Annotated in this window: 19 protein-coding genes; 8 read left to right on the top strand and 11 right to left on the bottom strand. The window is 65.6% G+C overall.

Annotation, left to right across the window (positions count from 1 at the left end; all coding sequences use genetic code 11):
• Position 1 precedes the first annotated feature (1 nt).
• A complete protein-coding gene (gene xseA / locus ACFQZV_RS07180) occupies positions 2-1,309 on the bottom strand; it encodes an exodeoxyribonuclease VII large subunit (protein WP_378750264.1) in 1,308 nt (435 codons plus the stop codon).
• Between the two features lie 99 nt (positions 1,310-1,408).
• Here xseA and ACFQZV_RS07185 point away from each other — a divergent pair, with 99 nt between their 5' ends.
• The 3 genes from ACFQZV_RS07185 (at position 1,409) to ACFQZV_RS07195 (ending at position 3,658) form a co-directional block, all read left to right on the top strand.
• Entirely contained in the window at positions 1,409-2,449 is a 1,041-nt protein-coding gene (locus tag ACFQZV_RS07185; RefSeq protein ID WP_378750421.1) for a 4-hydroxy-3-methylbut-2-enyl diphosphate reductase, read from the top strand.
• Positions 2,446-2,991: a DUF6264 family protein gene (locus tag ACFQZV_RS07190; RefSeq protein ID WP_378750262.1), complete on the top strand. Its 546-nt coding sequence runs from the start codon at positions 2,446-2,448 to the stop codon at positions 2,989-2,991. The genes ACFQZV_RS07185 and ACFQZV_RS07190 overlap by 4 nt, the downstream gene beginning before the upstream one ends.
• A gap of 67 nt (positions 2,992-3,058) precedes the next feature.
• Positions 3,059-3,658: an MOSC domain-containing protein gene (locus tag ACFQZV_RS07195; protein ID WP_378750260.1), complete on the top strand. Its 600-nt coding sequence runs from the start codon at positions 3,059-3,061 to the stop codon at positions 3,656-3,658.
• Here the strand turns inward: ACFQZV_RS07195 and fbaA are convergent, their stop codons facing one another.
• Positions 3,659-4,690 (bottom strand): class II fructose-bisphosphate aldolase, encoded by a 1,032-nt coding sequence (gene fbaA, locus ACFQZV_RS07200; protein ID WP_378750258.1) that lies wholly within the window; start codon positions 4,688-4,690, stop codon positions 3,659-3,661.
• Between the two features lie 193 nt (positions 4,691-4,883).
• On the opposite strand from fbaA, the gene glpX reads away from it, so the two are divergent.
• Both glpX and ACFQZV_RS07210 read left to right on the top strand, forming a co-directional pair.
• Entirely contained in the window at positions 4,884-5,873 is a 990-nt protein-coding gene (gene glpX / locus ACFQZV_RS07205) for a class II fructose-bisphosphatase (protein WP_378750256.1), read from the top strand.
• A 106-nt stretch (positions 5,874-5,979) separates the two neighbouring features.
• Entirely contained in the window at positions 5,980-6,204 is a 225-nt protein-coding gene (locus tag ACFQZV_RS07210) for a UDP-N-acetylmuramyl pentapeptide phosphotransferase (protein WP_378750254.1), read from the top strand.
• Positions 6,205-6,209: 5 nt separating this feature from the next.
• Here ACFQZV_RS07210 and ACFQZV_RS07215 read toward each other — a convergent pair whose 3' ends face one another.
• Positions 6,210-7,493 carry a DNA recombination protein RmuC gene (locus ACFQZV_RS07215; RefSeq protein ID WP_378750419.1) on the bottom strand — a complete coding sequence of 428 codons (1,284 nt, stop codon included), beginning with the start codon at positions 7,491-7,493 and terminating at the stop codon, positions 6,210-6,212.
• 74 nt (positions 7,494-7,567) lie between these two features.
• Between ACFQZV_RS07215 and ACFQZV_RS07220 the strand changes: the two genes are divergently transcribed.
• Positions 7,568-8,173, top strand: coding sequence for a GyrI-like domain-containing protein (locus tag ACFQZV_RS07220; protein WP_378750252.1), 606 nt, complete (start codon positions 7,568-7,570; stop codon positions 8,171-8,173).
• Positions 8,174-8,187: 14 nt separating this feature from the next.
• Here the strand turns inward: ACFQZV_RS07220 and ACFQZV_RS07225 are convergent, their stop codons facing one another.
• On the bottom strand, positions 8,188-8,784 hold the full coding sequence (locus tag ACFQZV_RS07225; RefSeq protein WP_378750250.1) for a 3'-5' exonuclease: 597 nt from the start codon (positions 8,782-8,784) through the stop codon (positions 8,188-8,190).
• 104 nt (positions 8,785-8,888) lie between these two features.
• Here ACFQZV_RS07225 and ychF point away from each other — a divergent pair, with 104 nt between their 5' ends.
• Entirely contained in the window at positions 8,889-9,959 is a 1,071-nt protein-coding gene (gene ychF, locus ACFQZV_RS07230) for a redox-regulated ATPase YchF (RefSeq protein ID WP_378750248.1), read from the top strand.
• A 35-nt stretch (positions 9,960-9,994) separates the two neighbouring features.
• Here ychF and ACFQZV_RS07235 read toward each other — a convergent pair whose 3' ends face one another.
• Genes ACFQZV_RS07235 through ACFQZV_RS07245 form a run of 3 tightly spaced genes read right to left on the bottom strand, consistent with a single transcriptional unit; the run spans position 9,995 to position 11,787 of the window.
• Positions 9,995-10,855 (bottom strand): hypothetical protein, encoded by an 861-nt coding sequence (locus tag ACFQZV_RS07235; protein ID WP_378750246.1) that lies wholly within the window; start codon positions 10,853-10,855, stop codon positions 9,995-9,997.
• 53 nt (positions 10,856-10,908) lie between these two features.
• Entirely contained in the window at positions 10,909-11,274 is a 366-nt protein-coding gene (locus ACFQZV_RS07240) for a LysM peptidoglycan-binding domain-containing protein (RefSeq protein ID WP_378783295.1), read from the bottom strand.
• 18 nt (positions 11,275-11,292) lie between these two features.
• Entirely contained in the window at positions 11,293-11,787 is a 495-nt protein-coding gene (locus ACFQZV_RS07245) for a hypothetical protein (protein WP_378750242.1), read from the bottom strand.
• 70 nt (positions 11,788-11,857) lie between these two features.
• Between ACFQZV_RS07245 and ACFQZV_RS07250 the strand changes: the two genes are divergently transcribed.
• Complete coding sequence (locus tag ACFQZV_RS07250; RefSeq protein WP_378750240.1) at positions 11,858-12,079, top strand: helix-turn-helix domain-containing protein; 222 nt, start codon at positions 11,858-11,860, stop codon at positions 12,077-12,079.
• A 114-nt stretch (positions 12,080-12,193) separates the two neighbouring features.
• Here ACFQZV_RS07250 and ACFQZV_RS07255 read toward each other — a convergent pair whose 3' ends face one another.
• The 4 genes from ACFQZV_RS07255 to ACFQZV_RS07270 all read right to left on the bottom strand — a co-directional run bounded on the left by ACFQZV_RS07255 (position 12,194) and on the right by ACFQZV_RS07270 (position 17,520).
• Positions 12,194-12,637, bottom strand: coding sequence for a hypothetical protein (locus ACFQZV_RS07255; protein WP_378750238.1), 444 nt, complete (start codon positions 12,635-12,637; stop codon positions 12,194-12,196).
• A gap of 174 nt (positions 12,638-12,811) precedes the next feature.
• The gene (locus ACFQZV_RS07260; RefSeq protein WP_378750236.1) at positions 12,812-15,820 is read right to left on the bottom strand and encodes an Eco57I restriction-modification methylase domain-containing protein; all 3,009 of its coding nucleotides are present in this window, start codon (positions 15,818-15,820) and stop codon (positions 12,812-12,814) included.
• Between the two features lie 65 nt (positions 15,821-15,885).
• The gene (locus ACFQZV_RS07265; RefSeq protein WP_378750234.1) at positions 15,886-16,575 is read right to left on the bottom strand and encodes a recombinase family protein; all 690 of its coding nucleotides are present in this window, start codon (positions 16,573-16,575) and stop codon (positions 15,886-15,888) included.
• Between the two features lie 369 nt (positions 16,576-16,944).
• On the bottom strand, positions 16,945-17,520 hold the full coding sequence (locus ACFQZV_RS07270; protein ID WP_378750232.1) for a hypothetical protein: 576 nt from the start codon (positions 17,518-17,520) through the stop codon (positions 16,945-16,947).
• Positions 17,521-17,659: the final 139 nt, after the last annotated feature.

A 17,659-nucleotide genomic window follows, 5' to 3' on the forward strand; every position in this document is an offset into this window, starting at 1 on the left:
CCTAGTTCGGCTCATCGGCGGGTCCCGCCGGTGACGTGCTGCCCTCGAGAGGGCCTTCCGAGATCGCGGCGAAGCGGCCCGACTCGACCGTCACGGTGACGGGTGTGCCGTCCGGGGCTGCGGTCGCGTCGCGGATGATCGTGCCGTCGGCGAGGTGGGCGATCGCGTAGCCGCGGGCGAGGGTCGATGCCGGCGACAGCGCGCGCAGAGCCGCGCGCAGTTCCGCGGTGCGCTGTTGTTGCGCGGCAAGACGCCGATCGACGTGGTCACGACCGCGAGAAGAGAGCAGATAGACCTCGTGGGCACGCGCCGTGAGCAGCGACTCGGGCGTCCGCAACACCGGGCGGGAGCGCAGTTGCTCGAGCTGCGCGATGTCGTGCGTGACCCGCTGGGTGAGACGCGTCGTCAGACGCGAGCGCAGTTGACCGATCGCCGCTCGTTGTTCGGCGACGTCCGGTACGACCCGTTTCGCGGCGTCGGTGGGTGTCGACGCGCGCAGGTCGGCGACGTCGTCGAGCAGCGGGTGGTCGTTCTCGTGGCCGATGGCCGACACGACCGGGGTGGACGCCGCGGCCACCGCGCGGACGAGCTTCTCGTCACTGAAACCCATAAGGGTCTGAGGATCGCCCCCGCCGCGCGCGATGATGATGACATCGACCTCGGGGTCGGCATCGAGCGCGGCGAGCGCAGCGACCGTCTCGGGTGCGCACCGTTCGCCTTGCACCGTCACGTGGCGGGTGCGGAAGCGGACATGCGGCCAGCGAAGCTCTGCGTTGCGACGCACGTCTTTCTCGGCATCCGAGTTCTCGCCCGTGATGAGGCCGATGCGATGGGGAAGGAAGGGCAGACGCTTCTTGCGAGCCGGATCGAACAGCCCCTCGCGACGAAGCTGCGCCCGCAGACGTTCGAGGCGCTCGAGCTGATCGCCGAGACCGACGTGTCGGATGGCGGAGGCGGTGAAGCTGAAGTCTCCGGTCTTGGAGAAATAGTCCGGCTTGACGCACGCGACGATGTGGTCGCCGACGGCGAGGTCCGCCGGCATCCGTTGACGGGTCGAGGACCACACGCGGAAGGCGATCGATGCGTCGGCGCTCACGTCCTTCAGCCGGCCGAACACGTGCCCGCCGCGATTGTTCCATGACGTGATCTCACCTTCGACCCACACCGATCCCCAGTTCTGGACGAATCCGCGGATCGTGTCGTTGAGTCGCGCGATCGATGTGGGCGTGTCGACGTTCGAATCGCGTGGATGCACCGAATCAGCGGGCGGCGCCTCGCCCGGCACCTCAGCGGCGTGGAAGGTCGTCATCCGTTCCTCTCGTTCGTCGCGCCGGGTTCGGCCTTCGTCCAGGGCCGCGCCCGTAGAATCGGGATCGTGAGCGTCGCGTCTGCAACCCCTGCTGTCCGCATGCCCGTGCCCCGCGTGCCTCGGCGGCGCGAACCGCTTCAGGATATCGCGGTGCCCGGACAGAAGAAGGTGCTGTTGGCAGCCCCGCGCGGCTACTGCGCCGGGGTCGATCGCGCCATCATCGCCGTCGAGAAGGCGCTGGAACGCTACGGGGCGCCGGTGTACGTGCGCAAGCAGATCGTCCACAACATCCACGTCGTCTCCGAACTCGAAGAGCGTGGAGCGATCTTCGTCGAGGAGGTCGATGAGGTCCCCGAGGGCGCGCACGTGGTCTTCAGCGCCCACGGGGTGTCGCCCGCGGTGGTTTCCGCCGCGTCCGACCGGGGTCTGCAGGCGATCGACGCGACCTGTCCGCTGGTGACCAAGGTCCACCGGGAGGCCGTGCGGTTCGCCAAGACCGACCATGAGATCCTCCTGATCGGTCACGACGGACATGAAGAGGTCGAGGGGACCGCCGGCGAGGCGCCGGATCACATCACCGTGGTCAACTCTCCTGAGGACGCCGACACCGTCGAGGTGCGCGATCCGTCCAACGTCGTGTGGCTTTCACAGACGACCCTGTCGGTCGACGAGACGATGGAGACCGTCCGGCGCCTGCGCGAGCGCTTCCCGCAGCTCCAGGACCCGCCGTCGGACGACATCTGCTACGCGACGCAGAACCGTCAGGTGGCGATCAAGAAGGTCGCGAAGGATGCCGACCTCGTGATCGTCGTCGGCTCGGCGAACTCGTCCAACAGCGTCCGCCTCGTCGAGGTGGCGCTGGAGTACGGGGCAAAGGCCGCCTACCGCGTCGATTATGCCGATGAGGTCGAGCAGTACTGGCTCGATGGGGTCGAGACGGTGGGGGTCACCTCCGGCGCGTCCGTTCCCGAAGTGCTCGTGCAGCAGGTGCTCGACGACCTGGCAGGGGCCGGCTACCGCGACATCGAAGAAGTGCGCACGGCCGAGGAAGACCTCATGTTCTCGTTGCCCAAGGAGCTGCGTCAGGATGCCGCGGGTAAGCGAGACGACCGGGCACTGGGCGGACGGACACGCTCGTGACCGTCGGCGATGAGGCGGCGCGCCCGCGCCCGCGCTTCGGTGAGTACGCCTCGGAGGAGGAGCAGCGCTCGCGCATCCGACAGCCTGAGGTGACCGATCTGCTGTCGACCGGAGGCGCTCCCGACGAAGCCCCCGCAGCGACGCCTGTGATGGCCGCGCCGACGCCGAAGCCGGCGGGTGGCGCGAATCGACTCGCGACGATCCTGCTGTTGGCGGTCGGGGCGGCGAACGTGCTGTTCTCGGTCATCGGGTATCTCGATCTCGCCTCGTCGATCGAGCGCACCCTCGAGCTCATGGGCGTTCCCGGGGAGTTCACCAATATCGCCGCAGCCCAGACGTGGGGTGCGGTCTCCGCAGCCGTGATGGTGGGCGGGTTCGTTCTGACGGCGGTGCTCGCGTGGCGACGCCTGCGCGCGGGGCGGTCCTCCTGGTGGATCCCGCTCGTCGGCGCCGTCGTGACCTACGTGATCGTCAGTGTCTGCCTGTCGGTTCCGCTGCTGGGCGACCCCGCGTTCACCGCCTACGTCACATCCTTGAGCTGACCTCGCCACGCCGACCTCGCGCGGGTGCGGCGATGCGCCGCCGGTGACGGGTCCCTATCATGACGGGATGCCGAGACTCGTCGCCGTCTGTGCCGTCAACCGCCTCCGATCCGACGCGGGCGCCGTCGGTGTGACCGCGATCGACAAGGTGGTCGTCGACGGCGCCGTGAAGATCGGCAGCTACGGCGTGTACGCCGACGTGCAGGCCGACCGCAAACACCACGGCGGCCTCGACAAGGCGCTGTACGCGTACGGCGAGGAGGATGCCGCGTACTGGGCGGAGCAGCTCGGACGTGACCTTCCGCCGGGCTGGTTCGGCGAGAACCTTCGCACCGAAGGCATCGATGTCAATGCGGCGCTCGTGGGGGAGCGGTGGCGCATCGGGGACCGCGTCGAGGTCGAGGTGACGATGCCCCGCACCCCGTGTCAGACCTTCGCCCGGTGGGTCGGCGGGGCCGATGAGCGAGGGTGGGTGCGACGCTTCTCGGAAGAGCGTCGGCTCGGGCCGTATCTGCGGGTGCTTGTGACGGGTCGTGTCGCCGCGGACGACGAGATCACCGTCACCCATCGGCCCGAGGGTGCTCCCACCATCCTCGACATCTATCGGGGCCCGCAACGCGCATCGGCCGCCCTCCGTCGCAACGGAGAGCGGCCGATGGGAGCGTGATCAGGCGCCGAGCGACTGACCTGCCGACCCAAGCTGCTGCGTCGCCTCGACGACACGCGCGGCCATCGCCGTCTCGGCGACCTTGCCCCACGCACGCGGGTCGTACTGCTTCTTGTTGCCGACCTCGCCGTCGAGCTTCAGCACGCCCTCGTAGTTCGAGAACATGTAGCCGGCGATCGAACGAGTGAACGCGTACTGAGTGTCGGTGTCGATGTTCATCTTCACAACGCCGTTGGCCACGGCGAGTGCGATCTCGGCCTCGGTCGATCCGCTGCCGCCGTGGAAGACGAGGTCCAGCGGCTTCGGCCCCGTGCCGAACTTCGCCGCGATGCCCTCCTGGATCTCGCCGAGCAGCTCGGGACGGAGCTTGACGTTGCCCGGCTTGTACACGCCGTGGACGTTTCCGAACGTCAGGGCGGAGATGTAGCGGCCGTGTTCGCCGAGTCCGAGCGCCTCCACCGCCTTCGTCACGTCTGCGACGGTCGTGTAGAGCGCCTCGTTCGACCCTTCGTGCTTGACACCGTCTTCTTCGCCGCCGACGACACCGATCTCGACCTCGAGGATCGCGTTGATGTTCTTCATCCGCGGCAGGAGGTCCTTCGCGATCTCGATGTTCTCGTCCAGCGGCACGGCCGAGCCGTCCCACATGTGCGACTGGAAGATCGGGTTGCGTCCGGCGCGCACCTCTTCTTCGGAGGCCTCGATGAGGGGCATCACGAAGTTCGGGAGCGCCTCCTTCGGGCAGTGGTCGGTGTGGAGGGCGACGGTGATCGGGTAGTTCTTGGCGACCTCGGTGGCGTATCGCGCGAACGCGAGTGCCCCCGTCGCACGTGCCTTCACGGTCTGACCCGCGAAGTAGTCGGCACCGCCGGTCGTCACCTGGATGATGCCGTCGGAACCTGCCTCGGTCAGGCCCTGGAGCACGGAGTTGATCGTCTGCGAGCTCGAGACGTTGATGGCGGGGTACGCGAAGCCGCCGGCTTTCGCGCGGTCGAGCATGTCGGCGTACTGCTCTGGAGTGGCGACGGGCATGAGTGCTCCTGACTTCGATCGGCTCTCGTTCACACCGACTCTAGCGAAGGCGTCGCGACGTCGGCGGCTGGAAGACTCTGCGAACTCCACGGAATTCGCGCAGGGAGCCCCCAGCGAAAGAAGGGCGATTCCTTCGGCGTCTCGTGCTCCGAATCACCGTCGTTCCTGCACCCGGCTGACTAGGCTGGGCGCCATGGTGAGTCTGACCGCAGACATGAGTCCGCTGCATCCCGATCGAAACTTGGCACTTGAGCTGGTCCGCGCGACGGAGGCCGCATCGATCCGTGCGGTGCCGTTCATCGGGCGGGGTCGGAAGGAGGATGCCGACGGCGCCGCCGTCGACGCGATGCGGGCGTTCTTCACCACGGTCAACTTCGACGGCACGATCGTGATCGGCGAGGGGGAGAAGGACGACGCCCCCATGCTCTTCAACGGCGAGCGTGTCGGCAACGGCCGCGGTCCACGGTGCGATGTGGCCGTCGACCCGATCGACGGCACCTCACTCACGGCCGCCGGGCGCAACAATGCGCTGTCGGTGATCGCCGTCTCCGAGCACGGCACGATGCTCGACGCGTCGTCGGTGTTCTACATGGACAAGCTCGTCACCGGACCGGCGGGTGTCGGCGTCGTCGACATCCGGTTGCCGATCGGCGAGAACATCCGTCTGCTCGCGAAGGCGCTCGGCAAGCCGGTCGATGAGATCGTGGTCTCGGTGTTGCACCGTCCGCGCCACGAGCAGCTGATCGAAGAGATCCGTGAGGCGGGTGCCGGCACCCGCTTGATGTCCGATGGCGACGTCGCCGGCGGCATCAACGCGGCGCGACACAACGCGCGTACGGACATGTGTGTCGGCATCGGCGGAAGTCCGGAGGGGATCGTGACGGCATGCGCGATCAAGGCGCTCGGCGGACACATCCAGGGTCGCCTGTGGCCGCGGGACGACGACGAGACGCAGAAGGGCATCGACGCCGGGCTCAAGGTCGACGATCACGTCTACGAAGCCGATGACCTCGTGCAGGGCAGCAACACGATCTTCGTGGCGACCGGTGTGACCGACGGCCAGCTGGTTGCCGGTGTCCGCCGCGAAGGCGGGTACGTCTACACCGAGAGCGTCGTGCTGCGCGGCGCGTCCGGAACGCTCCGCCGGATCTCGTCGGAGCACCTGACGTCGAAGTGGCTCTGACGCGCAGTTGACGTCGGATCCCGGCGATCCGTCGACACGTCTGGCACAATCGGACGTGGCGCAGGCGGCGATCAGCCGCCGTCACCCACCTCGAGGAGGACTCGTCATGTCCGCATCCGCCCAGAGCTCAGGGCAGCGTTCATCCGGGCCGCAGACCGGTGCACACGCCGTCGTGGCCGACGCGGTCGATCCTGCGCGGCGCCCCGACGTGCTGTTGCGCGTGCGGCGCGATGAAGGGCACGAACCGAGTGCCTGGTGGATGATCGGCGCGTTCGTGTTCGTTTCCGCGGCTGTCATCGCCCTCATGAGCTTCATCCCCGGCGGGGCCTGACCGACTCAGTCGTCGGCCGACAGCCGCTGACGCAGTTGTCCCACATCGGCTGTGTGGGAGCCCTCGAGACCTGACAACATCTCGGGTGCGGTCAGCCGCCGCGGTGACGTGTCGATCGTGGCCGGCTCGGTGAGCGAGTCGAGCTTGGTCTCGTCGATGCCGGGAAAGCGACGCGCGCTGACGAGCACGCGGGACTCGAGCGAACCCGCGAACCGGTTGTAGCTGTCGACTGTGCGCTCGATGGCTTTGCGCAGATCGTCCGCGTGGCCCGCGAGCGATCCCAGCCGCTCGTAGAGCTGGACTCCGAGATCGAACAGCGTGCGCGCCTCTTGCGAGACATCCTGCTGCGTCCAGGTGAGGGCGACCGTCTTCAGCAACGCCCAGAGGTTGACCGGCGAGGCGAGGGCCACCCGCTTGCCGAACGCGAACTCGAGAAGCGTCGGGTCCTCGTCGAGTGCGGCGGCCAGGAGTGATTCGCTCGGAACGAAGCACACGACGAACTCGGGGCTGCTTGACAGACCGGCCCAGTACGCCTTCTTCGACAGCGCCGCCACGTGGGCGCGCACCGCCTTGACATGGGCGGCGAGCAGTTCGTCCCGTCGCGCGAGCTCGGTCGGGTTTGCGGTGGCGGGGATGGCGCTGGCCTCGAGGTACGCGTCGAGCGGCACCTTGGCGTCGACGGGGATCGCCTTGTCTCCGGGCAACCGCACCACCATGTCGGGGCGCCCGGCGCCTGAGTCCGTGGTGATCGACGCCTGCAGGTCGAAGTCGACGTGACGTGTCATCCCCGCCGCCTCGACGACCCGACGGAGCTGGGTCTCACCCCAGACGCCCCGCGTCGCACCGGAACGGAGAGCGCCCGCCAGTGATGCCGTCGTGGCCCGCAAGGCCTCCTCGCTGTCGTGTGTGCGGCGTAGCTGCTCGGCCACGGCGCCGAACTGGGTGTGCCGGTCGTGCTCGAGCGATTCGACCTTCGCCTGCATGGTCTGCAACGCATCCTGCACCGGCGAGAGGGCGCGCAACACGGCCTGCTCGCGACGGTCGCGTTCTTCGCGAGAGGCCTGATCGGCGCGCGACTGGGCGGAGAGGTCGCGGTAGAGGGCCGTCTGATGATCGAGTTGCGCCTGGAGCCCGTCGCGCGCGGCTTCGGCGACCGCCGCTGTGGCCCGCCATTCGCCTTCGAGACGTGCCGTGCGGCCCGCTACCCGTGCGAGCGCGGCCACCCACCCGGCGAGTGCTCCGAGCGCGAGGGCGAGGATGACGAGGATCGATACCGTGAGGGCGTCCATGTCGTCGATCATGCACGGGGCCTCGGACATCGTCGGGGGCAAGGACGATACTGGTCGCAGATGAAGGAGGCGCCATGACGATCGACCTGAAGAAGGATCTTAAGGACCTGTATGCGCCACCGGCCTATGACTTCGTCGAGGTCGATGTGCCCGACATGACCTATCTGGCGGTGGATGGGCGCGGCGACCCCAACGCGTCGGCGGCGTACGCCGAGGCCGTCGAAGCACTGTTCACGACCGCCTACGCGATCCGCGCACAGTCGAAGGCGCGCGGAACGATGTTCGTCGTCGGCCCCTTGGAGGGTCTGTGGTCGAGCGCCGATCCGGGGTCGTTCGTCACGCGTGACAAGGGCGCATGGGAGTGGACGATGCTGATCCCGATCCCGGATGCCGTCGACCCGGAAGACGTCGCAGCGGGGCTCGCTGCCGCGCGCAAGAAGAAGCCGCGACTGCCGCCGGTCGAGGTCCGGGTGCTCTCAGAAGGACGCTGCCTGCAGATTCTGCACGTGGGCAGCTACGACGACGAGGCGCCGACGCTCCAGCGGCTGCACGATGAGCTCATGCCGGCCAAAGGGGTGACGTTCAACGGTCCGCACCACGAGATCTACCTCGCCGACCCGCGCCGCACGGCGCCGGAGAAACTCCGGACGGTGCTACGACAGCCGATCACGCCTCGCTGAACAACAGAACGCGGTCAGGCCGCGACGACGCGGGGTTCGACGGGCGTTTTGATCTGCGAGACGCGCACACCTGCCCGCTCGGCGAGATCCGCGATGTCGGTCGCGCCGACGCGCCGCGCCGCATCGATCATGACGTGCGCGCACGCGAGGGCATCCGCCGTCGCGTTGTGATGCGGAAAATCCGGGAATCCCGCTTCGGCGGCGACGAACGGCAACCGGTACGACTCAAGCGAGTAGACGCTCCGTGCCACCTGGAGGCTACAGGCGTAGCGGTAGGGCGGACAGTCGTCGCCGGTGGCTTCGCACGCCCGCTTGATCACGGCCATGTCGAATCCGGCGTTGTGGGCGACCAGGACGTCGGCGCCGGCGAAGGCGGCGAGCGCATCGAGCTGCGCTGTCCACGGTTGTGCGTCGATGACGTCTTCTGCGCGAATGCCGTGGATGCGGGTGTTGAGCTCGAAGAAGGCGTCGTGTCCGGGCGGGGGCTGGATCAACCATCCTGTCTTCGCGACGACCTCTCCGCCGCGGACTCGGACGAGTCCCACCGCGCATGCCGAGGCATTGCTGGAGTTCGCCGTCTCGAAATCGATCGCGGTGAAGTCCAGGGCCACGCGCCCAGCTTCACCGTGGCTGCGCGATCGCGCACGCAGGCGCGCCGCGACCGCCGCGCATACGTGGGGGATGCGGCATCCTTGACGAACTAGACTCGTCACCCGTGGCTCTCACCATCGGAATCGTCGGACTCCCGAACGTCGGCAAGTCGACCCTCTTCAACGCCCTGACCAAGAACCAGGTACTCGCGGCGAACTACCCGTTCGCGACGATCGAGCCGAACATCGGTGTGGTGAACCTGCCGGATCCTCGGCTGGAAACCCTTGCCGAGATCTTCGGCTCGGAGCGGATCTTGCCCGCAGCGGTGTCGTTCGTCGACATCGCTGGCATCGTGCGCGGAGCATCGGAGGGCGAGGGACTCGGCAACAAGTTCCTCGCGAACATCCGCGAGGCCGATGCGATCGCCCAGGTGGTGCGTGGTTTCGCCGACGATGATGTGGTGCACGTCGACGGCGCGGTGAACCCGCAGAACGACATGGAGACCATCAACGCCGAGCTGCAGCTGGCCGATCTCGAGACCCTCGACAAGGCGATCACCCGGTACGAGAAAGAGGTGCGCGGCAAGAAGCTTGATCCGCTCGTCCTGCAGACGGCGATCGATGCGCGCGACGCCCTCCAGCGGGGTGAGTTGCTGTCGGCTGCGGGAATCGATCTGGCACCGATCCGGGAGCTCGGCCTCTTGACGGCGAAGCCCTTCATCTTCGTCTTCAACGTCGACGAGTGCGTCTTGACGGATGCGGCGCGCCGCGAGGCGTTGGCGGCGTTGGTCGCACCGGCGAAGGCGCTCTTCCTCGACGCGAAGATCGAGTCGGAGCTGATTGACCTGGATCCGGAGGATGCTGCGGAACTCCTCGCATCCACGGGGCAGGATGAATCGGGTCTGGACCAGCTCGCCCGCATCGGCTTCGACACGCTGGGGCTGCAGACCTACCTCACCGCCGGGCCGAAGGAGGCTCGCGCCTGGACCATCGGCAAGGGCTGGAAGGCGCCGCAAGCGGCCGGCGTCATCCACACGGACTTCGAGAAGGGCTTCATCAAGGCCGAAGTCATCTCGTTCGACGATCTCGTCGACGCCGGCTCGGTCGCCGAGGCTCGCTCGCGCGGGAAGGCGCGGCTGGAGGGCAAGGATTACGTGATGCAGGACGGCGACGTCGTGGAGTTCCGTCACAGTTAGCGGTGTGGATACGCGAAACCAGTAGCCGACCGTTGCTAGGCAGTTGACTGACGCACGACTACGCCTGATGAGAACCACTGCACAAGGGTCGAGGCCAACTGGACGTGCCCTTGAGATTCGATCACGGACGGTGCAACTCCGCCGTGCCGGTCAGCTTGGGCGATGATGAGTGTCTCCAGCATGCCCACTATGACGGCCTTATGATCTGGGTGCCCGTCGTCGCGGTTCGGGAACACGAGAGCCCATCCGGGCTGATCCTTGATCGTCTGAGTGATCATCCCGAGCCTGACCTTCTTAGCGGTCGGACTCACAACAGGATGCGCCGCCGCCTCGACTGCTTTGATCGCCTCTGTCATCACGAGGCTAGTGTTCGGCGTCAGCGCGTACGCCTCGCTCCATGCCTTTCCCAGATGTTGACCAGCGAGCATTGGGGCGGACTGCTTGCTGGCTTCCGCTAGCTCCTCCACTCCCTCCGGGACCCGTCGCCTCAGCCGATATACGCCATCCTGAAGGGCGATGTCAGCCGCTGACGCGGTGCTGTCGAAGTGCCACTTCAGGTTCTCTACGTCGCTCGGCATCCGGCCGAGGTGGTCATCCTCGTAGTAGGACAGGAAGAAGTCGACCACGCGCGATACGAACTGTTCGCCCTTCTGTGTGATCGCTCGGACCATGTCGTCCGCCTCAACGAAGCGAGGTTGACGGAAGTCGACCTGGAGGCCACTTTGGAGTTCATGGACGCGGCTCATGTCCACGTGCGCGTACATGCCGGTCGGCCTAAGCTCCTTGCGTATCCAGGCAACAACGGGCGCGTGCAGTGCGGGCGGCAAGAGTTCGCGGATCAGCGAGCGCTCTTCGTACTCGTCGTCATCCGCATCCCAAGGTCGCCATACGCTCATAAGAGCCAGCCTAGAGACGCCGTCCGACAGCGGTGTGAGGCGCGCTACTGGGTCTAGCCCCTGGCTTCGAGGGTGAGCCGGTCGCCGGGGTAGATCTGACCGGGGTTGATGCCGTTGCGTTCTGCGACATCGTCCAGGCAGAACCGATTGTTGATACCCCACATAGTGTCGCCTGCCTCAACGATGTACGCGATGGGGACTCCGCTCTCGTTGGTCTCGACCGTGCCGGTAGCTGAATCGTTGGGTCCGTTGTCGCAGGGCACGTCAGGCTCAGGGTCGAGCGTTGGCGTGGCGCTGGGAGTCGGGGCAGACGCAGAGGGCGACGGGGCGGTGTCAGCTGATGTGCTGGGAGCCGCCTCGGTCGATCCCGTGCATCCGGCGAGTGCGGTAGCGGCCAGCGTGAGCACAGCAATGGTCATGGCAATACTGCGCATGGGTCAGCCGTCGCAGACATCGTCGTTGGCGAAGCCCGACGGATGCTCGTCCACGTCGTAGCCGGGCGTGGCCGGGCTGACTCCGTCGGAGACTTCAACCCGGTTGGCTGCTGGGAAGCTGTCTCCGCCCTGTGCCGCGTGGTCGCAGATGTACAGCATCGCGTCGGTGGCGATCTGCTGAGCCTGCTCATTGGTCGTCTCTGTTGGCACATAGATGTACGCCTTGCGTGCGGATAGCTCGGCGCTCTCGAAGGCGATGCCCGACTCGGTAAGGAACGCCTCCAGATCGAGCGGGGCAACTTGGGCAGGGGTCTCAGATGGCTCGGCGGGGGCTGGCTGTGTCGGCTGGGTTGCCCCCGATGGGCTGCCGCTGTCCTCGGGATTGATGAGCGCGCCGATACCGCCGATGACGACAATCGCCGCAATGAGCCAGACCCACCACTTGAGATACCACGCCTTCTTCGGCGCGGCTGGGGACTGGGGTGGCTGCTCGGGCATGCGAACACTCCTTCGGCAATGTGACTCATAGTCCGTTGACTCATCGTCAGCATAGTCGGAGCGTGGATAGGTGCCCGTTCCAACCCACCGCGCTGCCTTCGGCGCACGAGTGCGTGAGCTCAGAGTCGAGCGCGGCTGGTCGCAGGAAGACTTCGCCCACCGTGCAGACCTCGACCGCACCTACGTTTCCGGCATCGAGCGCGGCAGGCGGAACCCGACGCTCGACATCATCTACCGCCTTGCCGGAACGCTCGATGTGTCCGCCGCTGACCTCCTTGCCGAGCGCGCGTAGGGTGCTGGCGGAACTGGGGCGACCGCTGGCGAGCGAACGCGTGTGCCCCGACCCCATACGGCAGAAGACCCCCAGCGCTCGGCCAGGGGTCGTCTACGGGGCTGCCGTGTCGGGCTACGCGTCCACGTGGCGTTGCTCCGTGATGACGACGCCCTCGGCGGTGGCGACGGTGCTGCCCTTGGTGGCGCGGGGCTTGCGAGTGGCAGCCGCCTTCTGGACGTTGGTCTGGCTGGAGGGCTTCGGTGTGGCCTTGGCGGCGCGCTCGGGCTTGGGGGCACGCTTGGGCGGACTGACGGTCCAGCCGGTGGGCAGGTTGCCGACGTTGGCGATAGCGCGCTGGGTGAGCGCGTCCAGATCGCCGGCCTCGATGCTCTCAACGAGCGCCTGATAGGCCAGCGCCCGAATGCCCTTGAGACGTGCCCGCTGCACCGTGACGCCGAACGTGTCCACGACGGCCTGGATGGCCGCTTCGATGGGCTCAAGTGCTTCTTCGAAGGCGGCAGCCTCAACGGTCTCGACGGGCGTGAGGGACTTGGGGTCGGTGGGCTTGCTGGCCATGATGTGGAACCCTTCTGGCGGTGAGTCGAACGTGTGTTCGGTACTTGAACCATGTATCACCGTCCCGACGGCATCCAAGACCGGCCTCAGCCACGGCGTGTAGACCGCTGCCGTACTGTCGGGAACGGTCCCGTTCAGGCTAAGGCGACGGCTGCGCGGACGACCAGAAGTGCTTCAGGCTGCTCCCTGCTCGGCGGCCGCCGAGTACGCCCGCTCCACCGTCGCATCGATCTCGAGAATCGCCTGCTCGAACGCGCGTGCGTGCACGAGTGCTTCCCTGCGTGTGTCAGCGTGGAACTTTACGAGTTCCGCTTTCCGATTCAACGTCATACTGACGCCGATCGCTGCCGCGTACTCTGAAAAGTCGAGCTCCCACCAGCGCAGAAGTCGTTTGCTCCAGGCGATGTCCCCGAACTCAGACAAGAGCACTGACCGCAATGTCGCAGTCATCTTGTACAGCTCGTCGCGCTGGTCAGTTGCAACTCGGCCAAGGCGATTGAGTTCACTCGCCACACTCGACAAATCGGCCGGTATCGGCGCGATTCCCAGGTTCGTCTTCGTGATGTTGATGTAGCCACCTGCCATCGCGCCGAACTGATTCGCCGCGATGAATCGTTCACTGAGGGGCGTCGAATTCAAGAGTGCCGCCAGACCGTATGCGTCGAGTTCGCTGAGCGGAACGACGACGACGGTTGATTTTGCGGGCAGATACGTGTGCGCCTCGGAAACCACAGCTTCGACGCGCTGAGCCATCCCTGCAACAGCGACCATTGGCTCGCTGAGCCAGGATTTCGGTTTGGGCAAGTCGGCTTCCGAGACGACCGGAGCGGTGTAGACCTGCTTGATGTATCTCATGGGCCCAAGTCCCCAGTCGACGCTGTACGGATCGATGGTGCCTGTGTTTATGACCTTGAGTTTCGTCGCGGACCCCGCGTCGTCTTCGAGCACGTCCTTCAGCGCGTAGGCCTCTGCGACCGCAGCCGCTGAGTGCACCACCGCGATCGCTGAGAGCGGTCGAGTTGCGGTGGACTGCGCTTCATGAAACAGGCCAGCCCAGTTGCCGTCGCCCGGAAGCTTAACCCGGACGACCTCGTTGTGAGGGCCCAGACCAGACGCAACTTCCACCGATTCCGTCGACGGTGCTTTACAGGTCGTGACGATCACCGGGTAAACATCCACGTCGAAGATTCCATCGCGGGACACGTCCGTGATCGAAACAAGGGACCCGTGCTGTTCGATGTACTCACGAAGGGTTCGGGCGTATGGGGCGCTGACGATCTTGTTGGGGACGATCATGGAGCATATCCCTCCACTTTTCGTGAGGTCGAATGCTCGCTGATAGAACGGCACGAATAGATCCCAGTTGCCACTCGCCGAGGTGAACGCGCCCGTGATGAACGTGCGCTCCAGTGGGGAGGTGCGAACCATCGTCTCGGAATCGACATACGGCGGGTTACCGATGACTACATCGAAGCCGCCGTCGCCGAAGACGCCGGAAAACTCACTTTCCCAAACGAAAGCATGAGTTCCGACGACCGCAGGGTCCGTAATCAGGCTGTTGCCACAGCGTATGTTCGCGTCCAGCGTGGTGAGCTTCTGGCCCTTCCGCGCTGACTTCAGCCACAGGCTCAGCTTCGTGATCTCGACCGAACCTGCATTGACATCCACGCCGAATAGGTTCTGCTGGAGAATCTCTTTGATGAAGTCCTCTCCCGCAAGCAAATCCGCGCCGAGAATCTGAGCGATGCGCCGATGCTCGGCGGCGAGATAGTCGAGCGCTCCAACAAGGAAGGCGCCGGAGCCGCAAGCGGGGTCAAGTACGCGGATGTTGTGCAGAAACTCCTGATACTGCGTGTACGCAACACGCTCAAGCTCTGCGTACTTCTTGTCCCCGATGCCTTCACGAAGATTGTTGTCCCGGATGAAGCGCTCCTCAGCTGCGCGGAGGTACCTTCCCAGAGATTCATCGACGATGGAGCGAACCGCCGCTTCGGGTGTGTAGTAGATCCCACCCATCTTCCGCTGGGACAAGCTCGACTCTGCGAGAGAACCCGTGGATGCGGCGGCACTTTGGATGAGCTCAAGGTCGCTGATTGACTGCTCAAAGATGTGGCCGAGAATCGAGACGCTAAGGTCCTCGACAAAGTTGTACTGGCTCAAGTTGGCGAGATCCCGGAGAGCAGCGTCGCCGATCTTCATTGAATCGAGAACGTCGTCTTTTGCGTAAAGGCCGCCGTTGAAGCCACTCGCAATTCCCAGTTTCGCGCTGCCCTGGTCGATCGCCTCGAAGAACGAACGGAACATCGACCACAGGCTTCCGAACGAGCTGGCCTCTCCGTCGCGGAGCACCCGGGCAACAGTCTTTTCGGGAAGCAGGCCGCGATCCTCGGCGAAGCACGCGAACACGATCCGGTCCACGACCTTCTGCGCCTTCTCGATAACTACGGCGGACTCGAATCCGCGGTCGCCGTTTAGCAGCCAGATGCTGCTAATCAAACGCGCGCGAGTATCCCGGTAATCCGAGTAGAACTGACGGCCGATCTCCTCTTGTTTGCCGCGGATGTCTAGGAGCATCTCCTGCGTCGGCGTCTTGCCTGCGGGCGACACGAAGCGACTACTCGCTAACAGTAGGTAGAAGATTCGAAACGTCAGGTAGTCGTCGGCAGGGTCCACGAGGTCGTCAAGCGTCCAGGCCTCATAGTCCAGCTGATTGTCGTTGTAGAGCCGGAATTCAAAGAAGTTGCTGACAATCACGAACTCGCAACCCCGATACTGGGGGCGATACTTGAAGCCTTGCTGCACGGGGCTCAGGTTGCCGTGGTTCTTCTGTGGTCTATCCAGCGAGATCGACGCACCTTTGAGCTCGACCACTGCGATCGTTCGTTGTTCTTGCGCCACGGAGTCGAACCACCCGATCCGAGCATCCGGAATCTGTCCTGTGTCGGTTGACGACTTCGCCTCGAAGCTGAAGGGCGACGCGGGCTTGTCAACATACCCGAGCACCTTTCCGAATATGTCCCGGTTGTACGCCTGCTCCCGAGACGTTTCGTTGTCGGACTTCAACGTGCCGTTGTGGTAGTCGTTCTGCCATGTCTTCAGGATCGCGATTCTGTCGGCCAGATCGGGGATCGGCAGATCGGCCGCTAGCTCGCGCAACTGAAATTCACCGAAAAGACTGGCCATCCTGGCAGAATAGCCGAGCCGGAGTCCGCAGGGCTTCGCAAGAACCCATACATGATTCGCAACCGCTACGCCGTCGCGGGTAGAGTGTCGCATTCCTCGGGAGAGAACGCATCAGCGGCACGGAGGCGTTTCTGCACCTTCGCGACTGTATTCGCCGACCACGCCGCACCTGAGGCGGTCCTGTGGCCCTCGGCCTCCAACTGCGCGGCAGTCGCGGCGAGTGTGTGCGTCGCCCTGAGCGCTAGCAAGCGGGCACCAGTGCTGGATGAGAGTACCGACACTCGGCCCATGTGTCGCCCCTGGCGCTTCGCTGCCTGCATCGCCGCGCTGGTGCGCTCACCGATGACCCGGCGCTCCCACTGGGCTACCGACATCATCACGTTAGCCACAAGCTCGCCGGTCGGGGTGCTGGTGTCCACTCCCAGGTCGATGGCGACGAGCGCCCAGCCGCGTGAGCGGGCCAGTTCCAGCACTCGTGCGAAGTCGGCAACGCTACGGCTCAGGCGGTCCAGCTTGGCCACCACGATGCCGTCGACGTCGCGGCGCTTAGGGCTGGTATCCAGCCGATCGAGCGCGGCCTGTAGCTGGGGGCGTGCGAGCGACTTCGCGCTGAGGCCCGCGTCTTCGTACCAGAGCACATTCCAACCGTGCGCCGTGGCGTAGCGCTGGATGGTGTCGCGCTGCGCATCAAGACCGAGACCGCTGCTGGCTTGCTCTTCGGTGGACACGCGCAGATAGCCGATCATCGTGGTCATCGGTGCTGCTCCTTCGGGCTGTTGAGCATGGTGCGGAACCTTCCTTGCAGGGCGTGCATCGAACATGCATTCGAGTTTGAGCAAGCTAGCCGGAAGGGCTGCCTTGTCGCAAGACGGCGATTGAGTACCGGTCACGGGATGTGCCGTGGCCCTGCCGCTGGCAGCGGGCACGCGCTGGGGTAGGTCATCGGCGCATTCGGGCCTAGACGGTCGCTGGGCCGAACGGCAGGGCTGGGCCGACCCCCAAGTACCCCAAAGACCCCGGGCCTATGCGGGTCGGCCAGGGGTCGGGGGCGCTGGGTCACAACTCCCAGCACTTGGCGGCAGGTTGAAAGGAGTCAGAAAGACCCTGCCGCCCGCTCGTGAGGCTTACGCAGCCGGGTCGCTGAACGACATGCTGTTCGCCAGGTTGTATGCGCCGCTCGTCGTGTAGCCCTCCACATAGTCGAGGGCCTCCGCGACGCCAGCCGTGCCGGGGTGAGCTGACTGCCACGCCTCGGACACGTTCAACCAGCCGGAGCGGCGACCCTTGGCCCCGATGGCGTGCGCCATGCTGGCGTCGTCGTTCGCGATGGCGTCTTGCAGCGCGGCCAGTGCCGTGCGCTCGTCCTCGATGTTGCGGGCGCGCTCGCTGGCATCGCGGCGCAACAGAACCGAGCTGGCGTCGGTGGGCTGGTTACCGGCCAGCTCCTTCTCCAGCCGCGTGCGCAGCCCTGCCACGTAGCTAATCTGCTCGGCCTTGATCGCCTTGAGTTCCGTGCTGGTGGCGTCAGCCAGTGCGGCCAGATCGCCGGTCTTGGCGGCGTCGTTGAGGCGGTCGTCCTTGAGGATATCCTGGCGCTGCTCGTGGTACGTCTGCTTGATCGCGTTGGCGCGGGCGTGGAAGCCCTCAACTTTGCCCTTGAGCTCGTTCTCGATGCTGAGCGGGGTGCTCTTGATGGTCATGATGTGTTCCTTACTCTCGAGGATGGATGCCGGATGCCGTCCGGTCGGCGGGGGCTGATTGCTTTCAGGTGATTAGTGGTTGCCGGTCTCAGAGACCTGGCGGATCGCACGTTCCGTGGCGGAGTGCGGCGCACATCTG

The organism is Microbacterium koreense (assembly GCF_042677105.1).
In the GTDB taxonomy this organism is placed as follows: domain Bacteria; phylum Actinomycetota; class Actinomycetes; order Actinomycetales; family Microbacteriaceae; genus Microbacterium; species Microbacterium koreense.